Here is a 16,617-nt window from a genome sequence, read left to right on the forward strand (position 1 = left end):
AGTCTACCTCTTCCTACTTTTGTTTTCATTCTACTACCTATATCAACTCCTGAACAGGACATAAATGTCCGATTACAAAAAAAAAATTCAAAAAAACTAAACCATTACTGGTCTAGTTTTTCTTTTAGAGATTGTAGATAAATTTCTTCCCCAAAATCACGCATTTGTAAGCCTTCTTCTGCAAGGAACACTAGTTCTTTTGATAACTGATGCATCTGAGACTTTGTGGTTGAATCAAGATTTTTTTTCGAAAATATCTGACGCATTTGTGGGATATCAAATTCTTTTTCTTTATATAGGGAATGGTTAGAGAGTAATTGTTCTGCCTTCGGACGATTGAAGAGCAGCCCTAATTGAAAGGCAGTTGGTAGAAAACTCTGATCAAATGGTTGTGCGCAAACACTTCTTAGCTCGACCGTGCTGCGGGTAGTTAGTAGCTGATAATGATAGGCTCGATGATATTGGATATCTTCGTTTTGCGGAATAAGAACGCTAGTTTGACCCAAAAGGTTTGTGGCTTGGACGCTCTCTGCTTGAAAATAGTCAGAGACGGTCATTGGAAGAAAGTAGTAATCAACCCCGTCTCGTTTGCAGCAAAACATGGCGGACTGATCCAATACATTGAGGTAGTCATCCAGCTGATTAAACCCCCGATCAAATGGCCCAACATTTTTCGAAATGACCCCATGCATCGATTTCTCCCACAAGAAGTCACGTGCTATCGTCAGCCCTTGAACAATCTCATCTTGGCCTGAATTGGCAAACAAATAGGCCTTTACAGGTTCCAAAAGGTTAAAAAAATTCAACACCGGCAAGACGGATGTTCGATCTACATCAAATTGTACTTGATTACCATGTATAAAGCCTGCATAGTCTAGAAAGACATGACAATCCTTTCTAAACTTTCCAAGGGCTAAATAAGCCATTAGAAGTTTGTAGCGGCCTATTGGTATTGGACTGTAATCATTCTCCTTCCAATAAGGATGAAGCCCCTTGCCTTGTAGTTCATAGCCCTTTTCACTTAGAATACCTTGAATGATCGGGAGATAGTTTTGAAATCGATCTGCGATTTGGTGAAGATTACTAGCTTTTTCGAAAGCAATTTCAAGCGTGGTATAAGTGACTTCAAAAACAAGGATATCTTTTGCTGGCGTCTGAATGCCGATAATATTTCCTGTATCATCCCATGCAGTCGCAATTGCTTGCAGAGGGGCCATCAAGCCTCTCAGTAAGGAAACCATGTCTTGGCTCTTAGTTCCTCTACCAGCTTTTGAAACGATGGGAAACTCTAGTTCTACTCCGATGTATAGTTCATTTTCTTGTGGAATTGGCTGAATATAGCGCTTAAATAATAATTGTTTTGATAGAGACAAGGTCCTCTCCTTACTTAAAAACGCCTGCTTACAAAATCATTCTATTTTAGAGTGATTTCGTAAACAAGCGTTACGTCTATTCTGATGAGTGTTACCGCTGGGCAGAAGCCCAGCAGTAGACCAGAGCTAGACTAAGAATAGTAACTATTCCATCATCATAACACTCAACAAAATTGATGATTATTAAACTAATTCAATGATAGCCATTGGGGCTGCATCGCCACGACGTGGTTCAGTTTTAAGAATACGAGTGTATCCACCGTTGCGTTCTGCATAACGAGGTGCGATTTCTGAGAACAATTTTTGAAGTGCTGTAGTAGAAGTGTACTTATCAGTAGCTTCATCATAGTTTTCAGATGCGATTTCGTTACGTACAAATGCAGCTGCCTGACGACGAGCGTGCAAATCACCACGTTTACCAAGTGTGATCATTTTTTCAACTGTTTTACGGATTTCTTTAGCACGAGCTTCAGTTGTAACGATTGATTCGTTGATCAAAAGGTCTGTCGTCAAATCGCGCAACATTGCTTTACGTTGTGAGCTAGTGCGTCCTAGTTTACGGTATGCCATGATTTCCTCCTATATTATTTATCTTTCTTCAATCCAAGACCGAGATCAGCCAATTTAACTTTGACTTCTTCAAGACTCTTACGGCCAAGATTGCGTACTTTCATCATTTCTGGCTCAGATTTCTCTGTCAAATCAAATACAGTATTGATTCCTGCACGTTTCAAACAGTTGTAAGAACGTACTGAGAGATCCAATTCTTCAATTGTGCGGTCTAACATCTTATCATCGGAAGCCACTTCAGTTTCTTTCATCACTTCTGCAGATTTTGCAACCTCAGTCAAGTCTGTAAAGAGACCCAAATGTTCCATCAAGATACGAGCAGATAGGCCAAGGGCATCTTCTGGCACAATTGTACCATTGGTCATGATTTCAAGTGTTAGTTTGTCAAAACCATCATTGCTACCAACGCGAGCTGGTTCAACTTGGTAATTAACTTTTTTCACTGGCGTGTAGATTGAATCCACAGCAAGTGTACCTACTGGTGCATCATCTTTTTTGTTTCCTTCAGCTGGAACATAGCCTCGACCTGAATTTACTTTAAGAACTGCTTTGAAGCTTGCTCCCTCAGCAATGGTGAAGAGATGATGATCAGGGTTTACAATTTCAATATCACTGTCTGTTAGAATATCGCCTGCAGTTACATCTGCTGGACCCACCACATCAAGTTCAATCGTCTTTTCGTCTTCGACATAAGATTTTACAGAAATCCCTTTGATGTTAAGAATGATTTGCATAACATCTTCACGAACACCTGGAACGGTATCGAATTCGTGCAATACTCCATCAATTTTAATTGAAGTTACAGCAGCTCCTGGAAGAGATGCCAAAAGTACGCGACGAAGAGAATTTCCGAGAGTTGTGCCGTAACCACGCTCAAGTGGTTCGATTACAAATCTACCAAAATCTTTATTTTCATCAATTTTTGTTATAGTTGGTTTTTCAAACTCAATCATTTCCTACTCCCTCTTAAACGAAAAGCTGTGTATGGTTTGTATGATTATACACGGCGACGTTTTGGAGGACGAGCACCATTGTGTGGTACAGGAGTCACATCACGAATTGCTGTTACTTCAAGACCAGCGGCAGCAAGAGCGCGGATAGCAGACTCACGACCTGAACCTGGGCCTTTAACGGTAACTTCAACTGTTTTAAGACCGTGTTCTTGTGCAGATTTAGCCGCAGCTTCAGCAGCCATTTGAGCAGCAAATGGTGTAGATTTACGAGAACCTTTGAAACCAAGAGCGCCAGCTGATGACCAAGCAAGAGCGTTACCATGCACATCAGTAATCATAACAATAGTGTTATTAAATGTTGCGTGAATATGAGCAATACCAGATTCGATATTCTTTTTCACACGACGTTTACGTGTTGGTTTAGCCAATTTTTCTACCTCCTATTTTATTTTTTCTTACCTGCGATCGCAACAGCTTTACCTTTACGAGTGCGGGCATTGTTCTTAGTGTTTTGTCCACGGACAGGAAGTCCACGACGGTGACGGATACCACGGTATGAACCGATTTCCATCAAACGTTTGATGTTCAAGTTAACTTCACGACGGAGGTCACCTTCAACTTTGATTGCATCAACTTCACGACGGATAGCGTCTTCTTGATCAGGTGTCAAGTCTTTTACGCGAACATCTTCTGAAATACCTGCAGCAGCAAGAATTTTTTTAGAAGTTGCGAGACCGATACCGTAAACATAAGTCAATGAAATAACTACACGTTTGTCATTTGGAATGTCAACTCCAGCAATACGAGCCATGTTTTCTCCTTTCTATTTCTTAACCTTGACGTTGCTTGTGTTTAGGGTTTGCTGGGCAAATCACCATAACACGACCATTACGACGAATAACTTTGCAGTATTCGCAAATTGGTTTGACCGATGGTCTTACTTTCATGTTTAATCCCTCCAAGTATTTCGACTATTTAAAGCGGTATGTGATACGGCCACGCGTCAAGTCGTAAGGACTAAGCTCAACAGTTACACGGTCACCGACTAAAATACGGATGTAGTTTTTACGGATTTTTCCTGAAACAGTTGCAAGGACTTGGTGCCCATTTTCCAACTCAACAGTGAACATAGCATTAGGCATAGTATCGACTACTTTACCTTCAATTTCAATCACATCTTCTTTTGCCATGCAAAAGTATCCCCTCTCTAAATTTCGATTTGATGCCCTCTGAACACAGAGGTAACAATTATAAGTCAGACTAGGCTATTTTATCATGTTTGTCAACAAAACGCAAGCCTAATCCCTTTAATTATTTCAAATTTGTTAAAACTGTATCAATCGCACCAAAAACCACTTCGATATCTTGATCACCTTCGATATCATGAACCAAACCTTTGTTTCGGTAATGGTCAATGATTGGCTGACCTTGTGCAATATTGACTTCTAAACGGCGTTGTACAGATTCCGGTTTATCATCTTCACGTTGGTAGAAATCTTCTTCTTTGTAATCGCCAACTGGTGGGTTGAAGATCTTATGGAAGGTTTCACCTGTTTCCTTATGAATGATACGACCGCTTAGACGCTCGACCAATTTTGCAGGGTCGATTTCAATGTTAATCACCCCTTGCAATTCAATGCCCAAATCTACCAAACTTGCATCCAAGGCATGTGCTTGCTCAATCGTGCGTGGATAACCATCCAACAAGAAACCTTTTTCTTTGATGTCGTCTTGTAGCAAACGTTCTTTAACAATACCGTTGGTCACTTCATCTGGTACTAAATCGCCCTTGTCGATGTATGACTTAGCTAAAAGTCCCATTTCAGTTTGATTGGCCATTGCTGCACGGAACATATCTCCAGTGGAAATATGAGCAACATTAAATTTTTCAACAATCTTTGCGGCTTGAGTGCCCTTGCCTGCACCTGGTAAGCCCATGATTAAAAGATTCATGACAAACTCCTTATTTTGTTTTCACATAAATTTGCCACTCTTGACAAACTTATCTAAAAACAAAATAGGAGCTAGACGACAAACCATCGTCATTTCAGCTCCTATTTCAAAATTCCCTTAAAGGGAAGTGACCAGCAAGCTAGTCTGTAATTTCCATAAAACCTACATATTTTCTCTTAAGAAGGTAGCCTTCCAATTGCTTGATACCTTCGATACTTGTCATAATGACGATGATCAGACTGGTACCAAGGAAAGCGATGTTTGAAGATAATCCAAATAGATTTTGGGCCAAGATTGGGAGAAGGGCAATGAAGCTCAAGAAGAGTGAGCCAATCGCTGCCAATCGCTTCAAGAGGGTTGAAAGATATTTCTCTGTTCCATTTCCTGGACGAACACCGTGGATGTATGCAGCACTCTTTTGCAAACTTTCCGCAGTTTTCTCAGGGTTAACCTGAACAAAAGTATAGAAGAAAGTAAACAGAATGATTAGTAAGGCATAAACAACCATACCTTTAACGGTTGAATAATCAAAGTATTCCTGAACATTCAATAACCAACCAATACTACGGTTTTGACTTGCTAAGAATTGAATGATTGAAGTTGGAATCGCAGTGATGGAACCTGCAAAGATAACAGGGATAACACCAGCTGGGTTCAGCTTCAAGGGCAAGTAAGAACTAGACGGTGCGCCTTGAGCGCGTTTGGTGTACTGAATTGGAATTTTGTATTCAGCTTGTTGAACAAAGGTTGTAAAGTAGATTACCACTAAGATCAAGACTACTAAAATCGCTACATAAATCGCAGACTCTACTAAACGACTGGACTCAATGTTAATGAAGCGATCTTCATAGATTTCATAAAAGGTTCCTGGCAATGATGAAATGATACCAGCAAAGATAATCATTGATGTACCATTTCCATAGCCCTTATCAGAAATCAATTCACCCAACCAGGAAACGATAACCGATCCTGTTGTCAGAATAGATCCGATAATGAGATAGGTTTTCCAATCCAAAGGCATGGATGTCAACTTCGCTCCAGATAGAGCGTTGAAGCTGGCAGTAATACCGATTGATTGAACAAAGGCCAGAACAACTGAAATGTATCGAGTAGCTTGATTTAGTTTTCGCCGACCGACCTCTCCTTGTCTGCCCCATTCTACAAATTTTGGAAGAATATCCATTTGTAGGAGCTGAACAATGATGGATGCGGTAATGTATGGACTCACCCCAAGTGCAAATACAGAGAAGTTTCGCATGGCGTTACCAGAGACCAAACTCAACATGTTCAAAAACGGTACATTTGAGAGGGCCTCTAGGCTTTTTGCATTGACACCTGGAACAGTAATGTGAGTCCCGATTCGGAAGACAAAAAGGATAAACAAGGTAAAAAGAATCTTTTTACGTACGTTTTTGACCTTTAAGGCATCTTTTAAAAGTTTAAAAAACATAGGCTGTCACCTCTTAGATGACTTCTACTGAGCCACCTTTAGAAGTGATTGCTTCTTCAGCTGATTTAGAGAATTTAGCAGCTTTAACTGTCAATTTCTTCGTCAATTCGCCGTTACCAAGAATCTTGATTCCTGATTTTTCAGCTTTAACGATTCCAGCTTCGATAAGCACAACTGGTGTTACTTCTGCACCATCTTCAAAAGCGTTCAATTGATCAAGGTTAACGATTGCGTACTCTTTAGCGTTGATGTTTGTGAAACCACGTTTTGGAAGACGACGGAACAATGGAGTTTGTCCACCTTCAAAACCTGGGCGAACACCGCCACCGCTACGAGCTTTTTGACCTTTTTGACCACGGCCAGAAGTTTTACCGTTACCTGATGATGTACCACGACCTACACGGTTGCGGACTTTACGAGAACCTGTTGCAGGTTGCAATTCATGAAGTTTCATTATTTTTTCTCCTCTTTTTTCAATGCTAGCGCCTGTGGAGACCAAAGAGTCTTCTTCCACAAACTCGCCACTATACTGACAGTAAGTCGCAAAGATTTCTCTATGCGACTTCGTCAATTGTTTAATTATTTAGAAGTTGCACAAACTAGGTTTGGCAGAACCAAGTACAAAGACTTAGTTTACTTCTTCGACAGTTACCAAGTGAGAGATAGCGTTTACCATACCAAGGATAGCTGGGTTATCTTCCTTAACAACTGAGCTGTTCAATTTACCAAGTCCAAGTGCAACAACTGTTTTACGTTGTTCTGGTTTGCGACCGATTGGAGACTTAGTCAAAGTGATTTTAATTTGAGCCATGAGTATCTCCTTTCTTATGCTAAATCAGAAACTGAAATGCCACGAAGTGCAGCCACTTCTTCAGCACGTTTCAATTGTTTCAAACCTTCAACTGTTGCGCGAACGATGTTGATTGGTGTGTTTGAACCAAGTGACTTAGACGTCACATCTGCGATACCTGCCAATTCGATTACGGCACGAGTTGCACCACCGGCAGCAACTCCAGAACCTTCTGCAGCAGGTTTCAACAATACACGAGCGCCGCCAAATTCTGAGCGAACTTCGTGAGGAATTGTTGTACCAACCATTGGTACTTCAATCATGTTTTTCTTAGCAGATTCAACTGCTTTACGGATAGCTTCTGGTACTTCTTGAGCTTTACCAGTACCGAAACCTACGCGACCGTTACGGTCACCAACAACCACAAGAGCTGCAAAACGAAGACGACGTCCACCTTTAACAACTTTTGTAACACGGTTGATGGCTACTACGCGTTCTTCAATTTCAACTGCGTTATCTTTGAATGCCATTTCTTAGTGTCCTCCCTATTAGAATTTCAATCCGTTTTCACGAGCTGATTCAGCCAAAGCTTTCACACGTCCGTGATAGAGATATCCACCGCGGTCAAAGACCACTTCAGAAATACCTTTAGCTACCGCGCGTTCAGCAACGAGTTTACCTACAACAACAGCTTGTTCTGTCTTAGTACCTTTTGAAACTTCTTTATCAAGAGTAGAAGCGCTTGCGAGCGTTACACCCGCTACGTCATCAATCACTTGAGCGTAGATGCCTGTATTAGAACGGAAAATGTTCAAACGTGGGCGAGCAGCAGTTCCAGAGATTTTACCGCGAACGCGACGGTGGCGTTTTTGGCGGATTTTGTTTTTATCTGGTTTTGAAATCACAATATTCACCTCTTAATGTATGATTCTGTTTCTTGCGAAACAATTTGAGAAATAGTCAGCCAGGTGGCTAAGCCACCTCAGCAAGCTATTATTTACCTGTTTTACCTTCTTTACGGCGAACAAATTCACCAACGTAGCGAATACCTTTACCTTTGTATGGCTCAGGAGCGCGAAGGCTACGGATGTAAGCTGCTGTTTGACCAACAACTTCTTTGTTGATACCAGACACGACGATTTGTGTTGGTGTTGGAACTTCAAATGTAATACCTTCTGGTGCAACCACTTCATCTGGGTGTGATTTACCAACAGCAAGTGTCAATTTGTTACCAGCCAATTGAGCACGGTAACCGACACCACGCATTTCAAGTTCTTTTTTGAAGCCTTCAGAAACACCAACAACCATGTTGTTGAGGTTAGCACGGCTAGTACCGTGAATAGTCTTCATTTCTTTTGAATCATTTGGACGGTGAAGAGTTACTTCTGCACCTTCCACACGGATTTCAATAGCAGTTGGGAATTCACGAGTCAATTCCCCTTTAGGTCCTTTTACAGTTACCACGCCGTTCTTTTGAGCAAGCTCAACGCCAGCAGGCAATGTAATTACTTTATTACCAATACGTGACATATTTTTAATTCTCCTGTTAAATTATCAGGCCGTCAAGCGACCAGTTTTCACGGGGGCTCATTTAAACACGGACAATAGCCCGTGTTCGATTGAGCATGGTTTTATGATACCTTCAAATCAAATCATTCGATTCGAACCCGAGCTGTGACCTGTGTGAAAAAGATAAATCAAACTTGAATGCAAGCATTCTTCGTTTGATTTCCTATTTTCACTTGGGTCACTACGCTCTCAGTATCATCAAATTACCAAACGTATGCGATAACCTCACCACCAACGTTCTTTTGACGAGCTTGTTTGTCAGTCAAAAGACCTTCTGATGTTGAGATGATTGCGATACCAAGTCCGTTAAGAACTTTTGGAATATCTTCACGTTTTGAGTAAACACGAAGACCTGGTTTTGAAACGCGTTTCAAGTTAGTGATAACTTTTTCACCGTTTGGTCCGTATTTCAAGAATACACGGATGATGCCTTGTTTGTCATCTTCGATGAATTCAACGTTTTTCACAAAACCTTCGTTTTTAAGGATTGTAGCAATACCTTTTTTAATGTTTGATGCAGGTACTTCAAGCACTTCGTGTTTTGCTTGGTTAGCGTTACGAATACGTGTCAAAAAATCTGCAATTGGGTCAGTCATAACCATTTGTTGTTTCTCCTCTTACTAGCAGTTTGATTGAATCACTTGCTAGTTAATTCATGATACAAAGTGCACTAAAAAGCCAAAGTGAAAATAGAAAACTTGACGTAGAAACTTTGGTTTCTAGGAAAGTTTGTCTTTTTCACACAGGCTTTCGCCCGTGTTCAAATCGGCAAGCAAACTTTGTATCGGGGTTGTTTTAATTGAGTTCGAGCTACAACCTTAGCAAAGAAGATAGATTTTCCTAGAAGTAAACTTCATAGTCAAATCTCCTATCTTTGCCTTGGTTGCTTAACGCTCTCACATCTTGAAATTACCAAGAAGCTTTTGTTACGCCAGGAATTTGTCCAAGGTAAGCCAAGTCGCGGAAGCATACACGGCACAATTTGAATTTGCGGTAAACTGAGTGTGGACGTCCACATTTTTCACAGCGTGTGTAAGCTTGTGTAGAGAACTTAGCTGGGCGTTTGTTCTTAGCGATCATTGATTTTTTAGCCATTTATTCTCTCCCTCTTATTTTGCAAACGGCATACCAAGGCCAGTAAGCAATGCACGTGATTCTTCGTCAGTGTTAGCAGTTGTAACGATAACGATATCCATACCGCGAGTTTTATCAACATCGTCGAAGTTGATTTCTGGGAAGATTAATTGCTCTTTCACACCAAGTGTGTAGTTACCACGTCCGTCAAATGACTTAGTTGGTACACCGTGGAAGTCACGTACACGTGGAAGTGAAACTGTAACCAATTTGTCCAAGAACTCATACATACGTTCGCCACGAAGAGTTACTTTCGCACCGATTGCAACACCCTCACGAAGACGGAAGCCGGCGATTGATTTCTTAGCTTTAGTGATAAGTGGTTTTTGACCTGAGATCAAAGCCAATTCTTGAGCAGCTTTCTCAAGGTTTTTAGCGTTAGAAACAGCGTCACCAACACCCATGTTCAAAACGATCTTATCAACTTTTGGCACAGCCATAACTGAAGAATAGTTAAATTGTTCAGTCAAAGCAGGAACTACTTCATTAAGATATTTTTCTTTTAAACGATTTGCCATTATACTTCTCCTTTCCTTCGTGATTAATCAAGCACTTCGCCTGATTTTTTGTTGTAGCGAACTTTTTTGCCGTCTACAAACTTGTAACCAACGCGTCCTGCAACACCATTTTTGTCAAGAACTTGAACGTTTGACACATGGATTGGAGCTTCTTTTTCAACGATAGCGCCTTGAGGGTTTTCGCTGTTTGGTTTTTGGTGTTTCTTAACGATGTTAACACCTTCAACAATAACTTTGTTTACTTTTGGAAGTGCTGTTACAACAAGAGCTTCAACGCCTTTGTCTTTACCAGCGATTACGCGAACTTTATCGCCTTTTTTTACAAACATTTGATTTCTCCTATAATTTCTTACGCCCTAATGGGCACCCTGGTTAGTAATGTAACCAGGGGACTTAGTTTGTTAGATTAAAGTACTTCTGGTGCCAATGAAACGATTTTCATGAAACCGCCATCACGCAATTCGCGTGCCACTGGGCCAAAGATACGAGTTCCGCGAGGGTTTTTATCTTCACGGATGATAACTGCAGCATTCTCATCGAATTTGATGTATGAACCATCAGCACGACGAGCACCTGTCTTAGTACGAACGATAACGGCTTTAACAACGTCACCTTTTTTAACCGCACCACCAGGAGTAGCTTGTTTTACTGAAGCAACGATGATGTCGCCGATGTTCGCGAATTTACGTCCTGAACCACCAAGAACTTTGATTGTCAAGATTTCACGTGCGCCACTGTTGTCAGCAACTTTCAAACGAGTTTCTGTTTGAATCATGTCAATTTTCTCCTTTCAGGTTGATTAAATGATAACTGCCTCTTCCACAACTTCTACAAGACGGAAACGTTTTGTAGCTGAAAGTGGGCGAGTTTCCATGATACGAACGATATCGCCTTCTTTAGCAACATTGTTTTCATCATGAGCTTTGTACTTTTTAGAGTAGTTAATACGTTTACCATAGACTGGGTGGTTACGTTTAGTTTCAACTACAACTGTGATTGTTTTGTCCATTTTGTCAGATACTACGCGTCCAACAAGAACTTTACGATTATTGCGTTCCATTGAAATTCTCCTTTCCCAATCTATTATTTAGTTTCAGATTGCACAGTTTTGATACGTGCAATTTGTTTCTTCACTTCGTTCAAACGAGCAGTTTGCTCAAGTTGACCAGCAGCAGCTTGGAAACGAAGTTCGAAGAGTTCTTTCTTCAATTCGTTTTCTTTCTTAGCAAGTTCTTCTTGAGAAAGGCCACGAAGTTCTTTTACAAAATCTTTAATTTCTTGAAGTTTCATGTCTTCTCCTTATTCTGCTTCACGTTTTACGAATTTTACTTTAACTGGCAATTTGTGACCAGCAAGGCGGAATGCTTCACGTGCAATTTCTTCAGAAACGCCAGCTACTTCAAACATAACCTTACCGCGTTTAACTGGAGCTACCCAACCTTCAGGAGCACCTTTACCAGAACCCATACGTACACCGATAGCTTTAGCAGTGTATGATTTGTGTGGGAAGATCTTAATCCAAACTTTACCACCACGTTTCATGTAACGCGTCATAGCGATACGGGCAGCTTCGATTTGGCGGTTTGTAATCCATGAGCTAGTAGTTGCTTGAAGACCGTATTGACCAAAGTCTACTTGTTTTCCACCTTTAGCTTCACCGCGCATTTTTCCACGGAATTCACGACGGTGTTTTACACGTTTAGGTACTAACATTTGTTATTTACCTCCTTTAGTGTTTTTACGAGCTGGAAGAACTTCACCACGGTAGATCCATACTTTGATACCAAGTTTACCGTAAGTTGTCAAAGCTTCTTCCCAAGCGTAGTCGATATCCGCACGAAGTGTATGAAGAGGAACAGTTCCTTCTGAGTAGCCTTCTGCACGGGCAATATCAGCACCGTTCAAACGACCAGAAACTTGTGTTTTGATACCTTTTGCACCAGCGCGCATTGCACGTTGGATAGCTTGTTTTTGAGCACGGCGGAATGCCACACGTTGCTCCAATTGACGAGCGATTGACTCACCAACAAGGTGTGCATCCAAATCAGGTTGTTTGATTTCGATGATGTTGATGTGTACTTGCTTACCAGTCAATTTGTTCAATTGAGCACGAAGTGCATCAACGTTGCTACCAGCTTTACCGATAACCATACCTGGTTTAGCAGTGTGGATAGAAACGATAACTTTGTTTACAGCACGTTCGATTTCGATTGTTGATGTTGACGCATCAGCCAATTCTTTTTTGATAAAGTTGCGGATTGCAAGATCTTCATGAAGGTAATCCGCGTATTCTTTTTCAGCATACCATTTAGCATCCCAATCACGGATGATGCCAACACGCATACCAATTGGATGTACTTTTTGACCCACGTTTTTACCTCCTTATTTCTCTGCCACAACTACAGTGATGTGAGCTGTGCGTTTGTTGATTGGTGAAGCAGAACCTTTCGCACGTGGACGGAAACGTTTCAACGTTGGTCCTTCGTTTGCGAATGCTTCGCTGACTACCAAGTTAGCTTTTTCCAAACCAAAGTTGTTTTCAGCGTTAGCGATTGCTGAGTTCAAAACTCCCTCGATAATGCCTGCAGCTTTGTTTGGTGTGAATTTCAAGATTGCGATTGCGTCTGCTACGCTTTTGCCACGGATGTTATCCAAGACAAGACGTGATTTACGAGGTGAAACACGTACTGTGCGAGCAGTTGCTTTAGCTGAAGTAATTTCTGCCATTGTGTTTTCCTCCTAAATTATTTACGACGAGTTTTCTTGTCGTCAGCAGCATGACCTTTGTAAGTACGAGTTGGTGCAAATTCACCAAGTTTGTGACCTACCATGTCTTCTTGAATGTATACAGGTACGTGTTTACGTCCATCGTAAACTGCGATTGTATAACCGATGAAACTTGGGAAGATCGTTGAACGACGTGACCAAGTTTTAATTACTTTTTTCTTTTCGTCATTTGCTTGAGCTTCAACTTTTTTCATCAAATGCTCATCGACGAAAGGTCCTTTTTTAAGACTACGTCCCATTTTAGTGTTTTCTCCTTTAAAATATGTACCACAGCGGCTTGGGAGCCGGACAGAACCCCAGTTACCGTGTTCGTTGTCCTGCCCCCGCACAGTTGATTAGGAGTTTCGATGTAGCTAAGCTACTAGAAACTGCAATCAACCACTGCGTCAAACTGGCATTTCAATCAAACTGAGGTGCTGGAATAGTCAGCCCATAAGAAACCCTACCGAGTTGGCGGATGATATAGAATGCTAAGCAACTAAGAATAGATTATTTTTGGTTGCGACGACGAACGATAAGTTTGTCAGATTTAGCTTTCTTGTTACGAGTTTTCAAACCAAGAGCTGGTTTACCCCATGGTGTAGATGGTGCTTTACGACCAACTGGTGCTTTACCTTCACCACCACCGTGTGGGTGATCGTTAGGGTTCATTACAGAACCGCGAACTGTTGGACGGATACCTTTCCAACGGCTACGACCTGCTTTACCAAGATTAACAAGGCCATGTTGTTCGTTACCTACAGTACCAACAGTAGCACGGCAAGTACCAAGGATCATACGAACTTCACCTGATTGAAGGCGAACAAGAACGTATTTACCTTCTTGACCAAGAACCTGTGCAGATGCACCAGCAGCACGAACCAACTCACCACCGCGACCTGGTTTCAACTCGATGTTGTGAACAACAGTACCGACTGGGATGTTTGCAAGTGGAAGTGCGTTACCAACTTTGATATCTGCTTCTGGGCCTGAAACGATGCGTTGACCAACTTCAAGACCTTTAGGAGCAATGATGTAAGCTTTAACACCGTCTGTGTAGTGTACAAGAGCGATGTTTGCTGAACGGTTTGGATCGTACTCGATCGTTTTAACGATTGCTTCAACGCCATCTTTGTTACGTTTGAAGTCTACCAAACGGTAGAAACGTTTGTGACCGCCACCTTGGTGACGAACAGTGATGCGACCGTTGTTGTTACGACCAGCTTTGCTCTTCAAAGCAACAAGCAAGCTTTTTTCTGGAGTGCTTGTTGTGATTTCAGCGAAGTCCAAAGAAGTCATGTTACGACGGCCATTTGTCGTTGGTTTATAAACTTTAATACCCACGTTAATTCCTCCTTTGATTATTCAGCGTCAGCTGTAGCGAACAATTCAATCGCTTTTGAATCAGCAGCCAATGTGATGATTGCTTTTTTCACTTTGTTTGTGCGACCTACATAACGACCTACGCGTTTTGTTTTAGGTTTCACGTTGATTGTGTTAACATTTGCAACTTTAACACCCTCGAATGCAGCTTCAACAGCTTGCTTGATCAAGAGTTTGTGTGCACGAGTGTCAACTTCAAATACATACTTGCCTGCTTCGAGTTGGCCCATTGAGCTTTCTGTGATGACAGGTTTTTTGATAACATCATACAAATTCATTATGCAAGAACCTCCTCAATTTTAGAGATAGCTGCTTGAGTTACAAGAAGTTTGTCTGCATTTGCGATGTCAAGTACGCTTGCAGTTGTTGCAGTTGCAACTTTAACTCCTGGGATGTTACGAGCAGAAAGAGCTGCGAATTCGTTGCCTTCTTCAAGAATAACAAGGACTTTAGAATCAATGCTCAATGCTGCAAGTACTTTTGCAAATTCAGCAGTTTTTGGAGCTGTGAATTCAAGTGAGTTAACAGCTACAAATTTGTTTTCAGCAACTTTTTCTGAGTAAACAGATTTAAGTGCCAAGCGACGAACTTTTTGTGGAAGTTTGTACGCGTATGAACGTGGAGTTGGTCCGAAGACTACGCCACCGCCACGCCATTGTGGTGAACGGATAGAACCTTGACGAGCACGTCCAGTTCCTTTTTGACGCCATGGTTTGCGTCCGCCACCTGAGACTGCTGAACGGTTTTTAACTGCGTGAGTACCTTGACGAAGGCTAGCACGTTGGCTGATGATCACATCAAATACAACTGCTTGGTTTGGCTCGATACCAAAGATCGCATCGTTAAGAACTACTTCACCAGCTTGTTTACCAGTTTGGTCAAATAATGTTACGTTTGCCATTTCGACTGATTTCCCCTTTCCTTATTATTTACCAGCTTTAACTGCTGACTTGATAGTGATAAGAGATTTCTTAGCACCTGGTACGTTACCTTTGATAAGGATAACGTTCTTTTCTGGAACAACTTGTACAACTTCAAGGTTTTGAATTGTTACACGGTTGCCGCCCATGCGACCTGCAAGGTTTTTACCTTTGAATACACGGTTAGGTGCAACAGGACCCATAGAACCTGGACGACGATGGTAACGAGAACCGTGAGCCATAGGACCACGTGATTGACCGTGGCGTTTGATAACACCTTGGAAACCTTTACCTTTAGATGTACCAGTTACATCAACAACATCACCAGCTGCGAAAGTTTCAACTGTAATTTCTTGTCCAACTTCCAAGCCTTCAATGTTTTTGAATTCACGAATGAAGCGCTTAGGAGCTGTGTTAGCTTTAGCTACATGGCCTTTGGCAGGTTTGTTGCTCAATACTTCGCGTTTGTCATCAAAACCAACTTGAACTGCCGCATAACCGTCAGTTTCAACTGTTTTCACTTGAAGAACAACGTTTGGAGTTGCTTCGATGACAGTTACAGGGATAAATTCACCAGATTCAGTGAAGATTTGAGTCATTCCCACTTTTTTCCCTAAGATTCCTTTTGTCATGAGAAAAATATTCCTTTTCTTAATTTTGTATTTAAAAAGTTTTTAACGAGCGTTTTTCATGCTCAAATATAAGATACTAAAGGCGTCAAACTCAAAATGAAAATAGGAAATCCAACGAAGAAACGGTAGTTTCTAGGAAGATTTGTCTTTTTCACACAGAATTTAGCCTGTGTTCAATTAGAACACTTGCTTTACTCAGTCGTATCTAGCTGATTAAAGTTTGATTTCTACGTTTACACCACTTGGAAGATCCAATTTCATCAAGGCATCAACTGTTTTTTGAGTTGGGTTGATGATGTCGATCAAACGTTTGTGTGTACGCATTTCGAACTGCTCACGAGAATCTTTGTACTTGTGAGTCGCACGGATGATGGTGTAGAGGCTACGTTCTGTTGGAAGTGGAACTGGACCTGCTACTTGAGCACCTGTACGTGTTGCAGTTTCAACGATTTTTGCAGCTGCTGTATCAAGTGTACGGTGTTCGTACGCTTTCAAGCGGATGCGGATTTTTTTGTTTGCCATCTTTTTCTCCTTTTCGTCTATTTAAGATAATAGGCTAGCTCCACAAGAAAACCAACACGTGTTGCGTGGCAATGCAACCGAGCG

30 protein-coding genes are annotated in these 16,617 nt (G+C 41.4%); all 30 read right to left on the bottom strand.

Annotation, left to right across the window (positions count from 1 at the left end):
- Positions 1-104 precede the first annotated feature (104 nt).
- Positions 105-1,373, bottom strand: coding sequence for a glutamate-cysteine ligase family protein (locus tag J5566_RS09335; RefSeq protein ID WP_208563072.1), 1,269 nt, complete (start codon positions 1,371-1,373; stop codon positions 105-107).
- Positions 1,374-1,556: 183 nt separating this feature from the next.
- Positions 1,557-1,943, bottom strand: a complete 387-nt coding sequence (rplQ, locus tag J5566_RS09340) for a 50S ribosomal protein L17 (RefSeq protein ID WP_000331493.1) — start codon at positions 1,941-1,943, stop codon at positions 1,557-1,559.
- A gap of 14 nt (positions 1,944-1,957) precedes the next feature.
- Positions 1,958-2,896 carry a DNA-directed RNA polymerase subunit alpha gene (locus tag J5566_RS09345; RefSeq protein ID WP_208563073.1) on the bottom strand — a complete coding sequence of 313 codons (939 nt, stop codon included), beginning with the start codon at positions 2,894-2,896 and terminating at the stop codon, positions 1,958-1,960.
- A 44-nt stretch (positions 2,897-2,940) separates the two neighbouring features.
- Positions 2,941-3,324 carry a 30S ribosomal protein S11 gene (gene rpsK / locus J5566_RS09350; protein ID WP_003080097.1) on the bottom strand — a complete coding sequence of 128 codons (384 nt, stop codon included), beginning with the start codon at positions 3,322-3,324 and terminating at the stop codon, positions 2,941-2,943.
- A gap of 17 nt (positions 3,325-3,341) precedes the next feature.
- Complete coding sequence (gene rpsM, locus J5566_RS09355; protein ID WP_099832346.1) at positions 3,342-3,707, bottom strand: 30S ribosomal protein S13; 366 nt, start codon at positions 3,705-3,707, stop codon at positions 3,342-3,344.
- A 19-nt stretch (positions 3,708-3,726) separates the two neighbouring features.
- Complete coding sequence (gene rpmJ / locus J5566_RS09360; RefSeq protein WP_001808836.1) at positions 3,727-3,843, bottom strand: 50S ribosomal protein L36; 117 nt, start codon at positions 3,841-3,843, stop codon at positions 3,727-3,729.
- 24 nt (positions 3,844-3,867) lie between these two features.
- Positions 3,868-4,086 (bottom strand): translation initiation factor IF-1, encoded by a 219-nt coding sequence (gene infA / locus J5566_RS09365; RefSeq protein WP_002936627.1) that lies wholly within the window; start codon positions 4,084-4,086, stop codon positions 3,868-3,870.
- 121 nt (positions 4,087-4,207) lie between these two features.
- Positions 4,208-4,849 carry an adenylate kinase gene (locus J5566_RS09370; protein ID WP_208563074.1) on the bottom strand — a complete coding sequence of 214 codons (642 nt, stop codon included), beginning with the start codon at positions 4,847-4,849 and terminating at the stop codon, positions 4,208-4,210.
- A gap of 139 nt (positions 4,850-4,988) precedes the next feature.
- Positions 4,989-6,299: a preprotein translocase subunit SecY gene (gene secY / locus J5566_RS09375; protein ID WP_208563075.1), complete on the bottom strand. Its 1,311-nt coding sequence runs from the start codon at positions 6,297-6,299 to the stop codon at positions 4,989-4,991.
- 13 nt (positions 6,300-6,312) lie between these two features.
- Positions 6,313-6,753, bottom strand: coding sequence for a 50S ribosomal protein L15 (gene rplO / locus J5566_RS09380; RefSeq protein WP_002936637.1), 441 nt, complete (start codon positions 6,751-6,753; stop codon positions 6,313-6,315).
- Between the two features lie 174 nt (positions 6,754-6,927).
- On the bottom strand, positions 6,928-7,110 hold the full coding sequence (rpmD, locus tag J5566_RS09385) for a 50S ribosomal protein L30 (RefSeq protein ID WP_172043755.1): 183 nt from the start codon (positions 7,108-7,110) through the stop codon (positions 6,928-6,930).
- Positions 7,111-7,124: 14 nt separating this feature from the next.
- Positions 7,125-7,619 (bottom strand): 30S ribosomal protein S5, encoded by a 495-nt coding sequence (gene rpsE, locus J5566_RS09390; RefSeq protein WP_024391473.1) that lies wholly within the window; start codon positions 7,617-7,619, stop codon positions 7,125-7,127.
- An 18-nt stretch (positions 7,620-7,637) separates the two neighbouring features.
- Positions 7,638-7,994, bottom strand: a complete 357-nt coding sequence (gene rplR / locus J5566_RS09395) for a 50S ribosomal protein L18 (RefSeq protein ID WP_002936641.1) — start codon at positions 7,992-7,994, stop codon at positions 7,638-7,640.
- A gap of 88 nt (positions 7,995-8,082) precedes the next feature.
- Positions 8,083-8,619 carry a 50S ribosomal protein L6 gene (gene rplF, locus J5566_RS09400; RefSeq protein WP_024379980.1) on the bottom strand — a complete coding sequence of 179 codons (537 nt, stop codon included), beginning with the start codon at positions 8,617-8,619 and terminating at the stop codon, positions 8,083-8,085.
- 242 nt (positions 8,620-8,861) lie between these two features.
- A complete protein-coding gene (rpsH, locus tag J5566_RS09405) occupies positions 8,862-9,260 on the bottom strand; it encodes a 30S ribosomal protein S8 (RefSeq protein ID WP_002936647.1) in 399 nt (132 codons plus the stop codon).
- Between the two features lie 307 nt (positions 9,261-9,567).
- A complete protein-coding gene (locus J5566_RS09410) occupies positions 9,568-9,753 on the bottom strand; it encodes a type Z 30S ribosomal protein S14 (protein WP_002936651.1) in 186 nt (61 codons plus the stop codon).
- Between the two features lie 14 nt (positions 9,754-9,767).
- Complete coding sequence (rplE, locus tag J5566_RS09415) at positions 9,768-10,310, bottom strand: 50S ribosomal protein L5 (protein ID WP_002936653.1); 543 nt, start codon at positions 10,308-10,310, stop codon at positions 9,768-9,770.
- Positions 10,311-10,333: 23 nt separating this feature from the next.
- Entirely contained in the window at positions 10,334-10,639 is a 306-nt protein-coding gene (gene rplX, locus J5566_RS09420; protein ID WP_014637292.1) for a 50S ribosomal protein L24, read from the bottom strand.
- Positions 10,640-10,716: 77 nt separating this feature from the next.
- Entirely contained in the window at positions 10,717-11,085 is a 369-nt protein-coding gene (gene rplN, locus J5566_RS09425; RefSeq protein ID WP_002936658.1) for a 50S ribosomal protein L14, read from the bottom strand.
- A 24-nt stretch (positions 11,086-11,109) separates the two neighbouring features.
- Positions 11,110-11,370: a 30S ribosomal protein S17 gene (gene rpsQ / locus J5566_RS09430; RefSeq protein ID WP_000440801.1), complete on the bottom strand. Its 261-nt coding sequence runs from the start codon at positions 11,368-11,370 to the stop codon at positions 11,110-11,112.
- 23 nt (positions 11,371-11,393) lie between these two features.
- Entirely contained in the window at positions 11,394-11,600 is a 207-nt protein-coding gene (gene rpmC, locus J5566_RS09435) for a 50S ribosomal protein L29 (RefSeq protein WP_002936659.1), read from the bottom strand.
- A 9-nt stretch (positions 11,601-11,609) separates the two neighbouring features.
- Positions 11,610-12,023, bottom strand: a complete 414-nt coding sequence (gene rplP, locus J5566_RS09440; RefSeq protein WP_002936660.1) for a 50S ribosomal protein L16 — start codon at positions 12,021-12,023, stop codon at positions 11,610-11,612.
- Positions 12,024-12,026: 3 nt separating this feature from the next.
- Positions 12,027-12,680, bottom strand: a complete 654-nt coding sequence (rpsC, locus tag J5566_RS09445) for a 30S ribosomal protein S3 (RefSeq protein ID WP_044689746.1) — start codon at positions 12,678-12,680, stop codon at positions 12,027-12,029.
- A 12-nt stretch (positions 12,681-12,692) separates the two neighbouring features.
- Positions 12,693-13,037, bottom strand: coding sequence for a 50S ribosomal protein L22 (gene rplV / locus J5566_RS09450; RefSeq protein ID WP_002936662.1), 345 nt, complete (start codon positions 13,035-13,037; stop codon positions 12,693-12,695).
- A gap of 17 nt (positions 13,038-13,054) precedes the next feature.
- A complete protein-coding gene (gene rpsS / locus J5566_RS09455; RefSeq protein WP_000533766.1) occupies positions 13,055-13,336 on the bottom strand; it encodes a 30S ribosomal protein S19 in 282 nt (93 codons plus the stop codon).
- A gap of 250 nt (positions 13,337-13,586) precedes the next feature.
- Positions 13,587-14,420, bottom strand: a complete 834-nt coding sequence (rplB, locus tag J5566_RS09460) for a 50S ribosomal protein L2 (protein WP_002936663.1) — start codon at positions 14,418-14,420, stop codon at positions 13,587-13,589.
- A 17-nt stretch (positions 14,421-14,437) separates the two neighbouring features.
- Positions 14,438-14,737 carry a 50S ribosomal protein L23 gene (locus J5566_RS09465; RefSeq protein ID WP_004195491.1) on the bottom strand — a complete coding sequence of 100 codons (300 nt, stop codon included), beginning with the start codon at positions 14,735-14,737 and terminating at the stop codon, positions 14,438-14,440.
- Positions 14,737-15,360: a 50S ribosomal protein L4 gene (gene rplD / locus J5566_RS09470; protein WP_004195490.1), complete on the bottom strand. Its 624-nt coding sequence runs from the start codon at positions 15,358-15,360 to the stop codon at positions 14,737-14,739. The genes J5566_RS09465 and rplD overlap by 1 nt, the downstream gene beginning before the upstream one ends.
- Before the next feature lie 24 nt (positions 15,361-15,384).
- Positions 15,385-16,011 carry a 50S ribosomal protein L3 gene (gene rplC, locus J5566_RS09475; RefSeq protein ID WP_011921686.1) on the bottom strand — a complete coding sequence of 209 codons (627 nt, stop codon included), beginning with the start codon at positions 16,009-16,011 and terminating at the stop codon, positions 15,385-15,387.
- A gap of 213 nt (positions 16,012-16,224) precedes the next feature.
- On the bottom strand, positions 16,225-16,533 hold the full coding sequence (gene rpsJ / locus J5566_RS09480; protein WP_002939332.1) for a 30S ribosomal protein S10: 309 nt from the start codon (positions 16,531-16,533) through the stop codon (positions 16,225-16,227).
- Positions 16,534-16,617: the final 84 nt, after the last annotated feature.

Source organism: Streptococcus suis, assembly GCF_017601095.1.
Lineage (GTDB): Bacteria > Bacillota > Bacilli > Lactobacillales > Streptococcaceae > Streptococcus > Streptococcus suis_Z.

What these genes read in the sequence shown, in the direction of transcription:
- rplQ (WP_000331493.1), bottom strand. Translation starts at nt 1,943, where the DNA reads ATGGCATACCGTAAACTAGGACGCACTAGCTCACAACGTAAAGCAATG.
- J5566_RS09345 (WP_208563073.1), bottom strand. Translation starts at nt 2,896, where the DNA reads ATGATTGAGTTTGAAAAACCAACTATAACAAAAATTGATGAAAATAAA.
- rpsM (WP_099832346.1), bottom strand. Translation starts at nt 3,707, where the DNA reads ATGGCTCGTATTGCTGGAGTTGACATTCCAAATGACAAACGTGTAGTT.
- rpmJ (WP_001808836.1), bottom strand. Translation starts at nt 3,843, where the DNA reads ATGAAAGTAAGACCATCGGTCAAACCAATTTGCGAATACTGCAAAGTT.
- infA (WP_002936627.1), bottom strand. Translation starts at nt 4,086, where the DNA reads ATGGCAAAAGAAGATGTGATTGAAATTGAAGGTAAAGTAGTCGATACT.
- J5566_RS09370 (WP_208563074.1), bottom strand. Translation starts at nt 4,849, where the DNA reads ATGAATCTTTTAATCATGGGCTTACCAGGTGCAGGCAAGGGCACTCAA.
- secY (WP_208563075.1), bottom strand. Translation starts at nt 6,299, where the DNA reads ATGTTTTTTAAACTTTTAAAAGATGCCTTAAAGGTCAAAAACGTACGT.
- rplO (WP_002936637.1), bottom strand. Translation starts at nt 6,753, where the DNA reads ATGAAACTTCATGAATTGCAACCTGCAACAGGTTCTCGTAAAGTCCGC.
- rpmD (WP_172043755.1), bottom strand. Translation starts at nt 7,110, where the DNA reads ATGGCTCAAATTAAAATCACTTTGACTAAGTCTCCAATCGGTCGCAAA.
- rpsE (WP_024391473.1), bottom strand. Translation starts at nt 7,619, where the DNA reads ATGGCATTCAAAGATAACGCAGTTGAAATTGAAGAACGCGTAGTAGCC.
- rplF (WP_024379980.1), bottom strand. Translation starts at nt 8,619, where the DNA reads ATGTCACGTATTGGTAATAAAGTAATTACATTGCCTGCTGGCGTTGAG.
- rpsH (WP_002936647.1), bottom strand. Translation starts at nt 9,260, where the DNA reads ATGGTTATGACTGACCCAATTGCAGATTTTTTGACACGTATTCGTAAC.
- J5566_RS09410 (WP_002936651.1), bottom strand. Translation starts at nt 9,753, where the DNA reads ATGGCTAAAAAATCAATGATCGCTAAGAACAAACGCCCAGCTAAGTTC.
- rplE (WP_002936653.1), bottom strand. Translation starts at nt 10,310, where the DNA reads ATGGCAAATCGTTTAAAAGAAAAATATCTTAATGAAGTAGTTCCTGCT.
- rplX (WP_014637292.1), bottom strand. Translation starts at nt 10,639, where the DNA reads ATGTTTGTAAAAAAAGGCGATAAAGTTCGCGTAATCGCTGGTAAAGAC.
- rplN (WP_002936658.1), bottom strand. Translation starts at nt 11,085, where the DNA reads ATGATTCAAACAGAAACTCGTTTGAAAGTTGCTGACAACAGTGGCGCA.
- rpsQ (WP_000440801.1), bottom strand. Translation starts at nt 11,370, where the DNA reads ATGGAACGCAATAATCGTAAAGTTCTTGTTGGACGCGTAGTATCTGAC.
- rpmC (WP_002936659.1), bottom strand. Translation starts at nt 11,600, where the DNA reads ATGAAACTTCAAGAAATTAAAGATTTTGTAAAAGAACTTCGTGGCCTT.
- rplP (WP_002936660.1), bottom strand. Translation starts at nt 12,023, where the DNA reads ATGTTAGTACCTAAACGTGTAAAACACCGTCGTGAATTCCGTGGAAAA.
- rplV (WP_002936662.1), bottom strand. Translation starts at nt 13,037, where the DNA reads ATGGCAGAAATTACTTCAGCTAAAGCAACTGCTCGCACAGTACGTGTT.
- rpsS (WP_000533766.1), bottom strand. Translation starts at nt 13,336, where the DNA reads ATGGGACGTAGTCTTAAAAAAGGACCTTTCGTCGATGAGCATTTGATG.
- J5566_RS09465 (WP_004195491.1), bottom strand. Translation starts at nt 14,737, where the DNA reads ATGAATTTGTATGATGTTATCAAAAAACCTGTCATCACAGAAAGCTCA.
- rplD (WP_004195490.1), bottom strand. Translation starts at nt 15,360, where the DNA reads ATGGCAAACGTAACATTATTTGACCAAACTGGTAAACAAGCTGGTGAA.
- rplC (WP_011921686.1), bottom strand. Translation starts at nt 16,011, where the DNA reads ATGACAAAAGGAATCTTAGGGAAAAAAGTGGGAATGACTCAAATCTTC.
- rpsJ (WP_002939332.1), bottom strand. Translation starts at nt 16,533, where the DNA reads ATGGCAAACAAAAAAATCCGCATCCGCTTGAAAGCGTACGAACACCGT.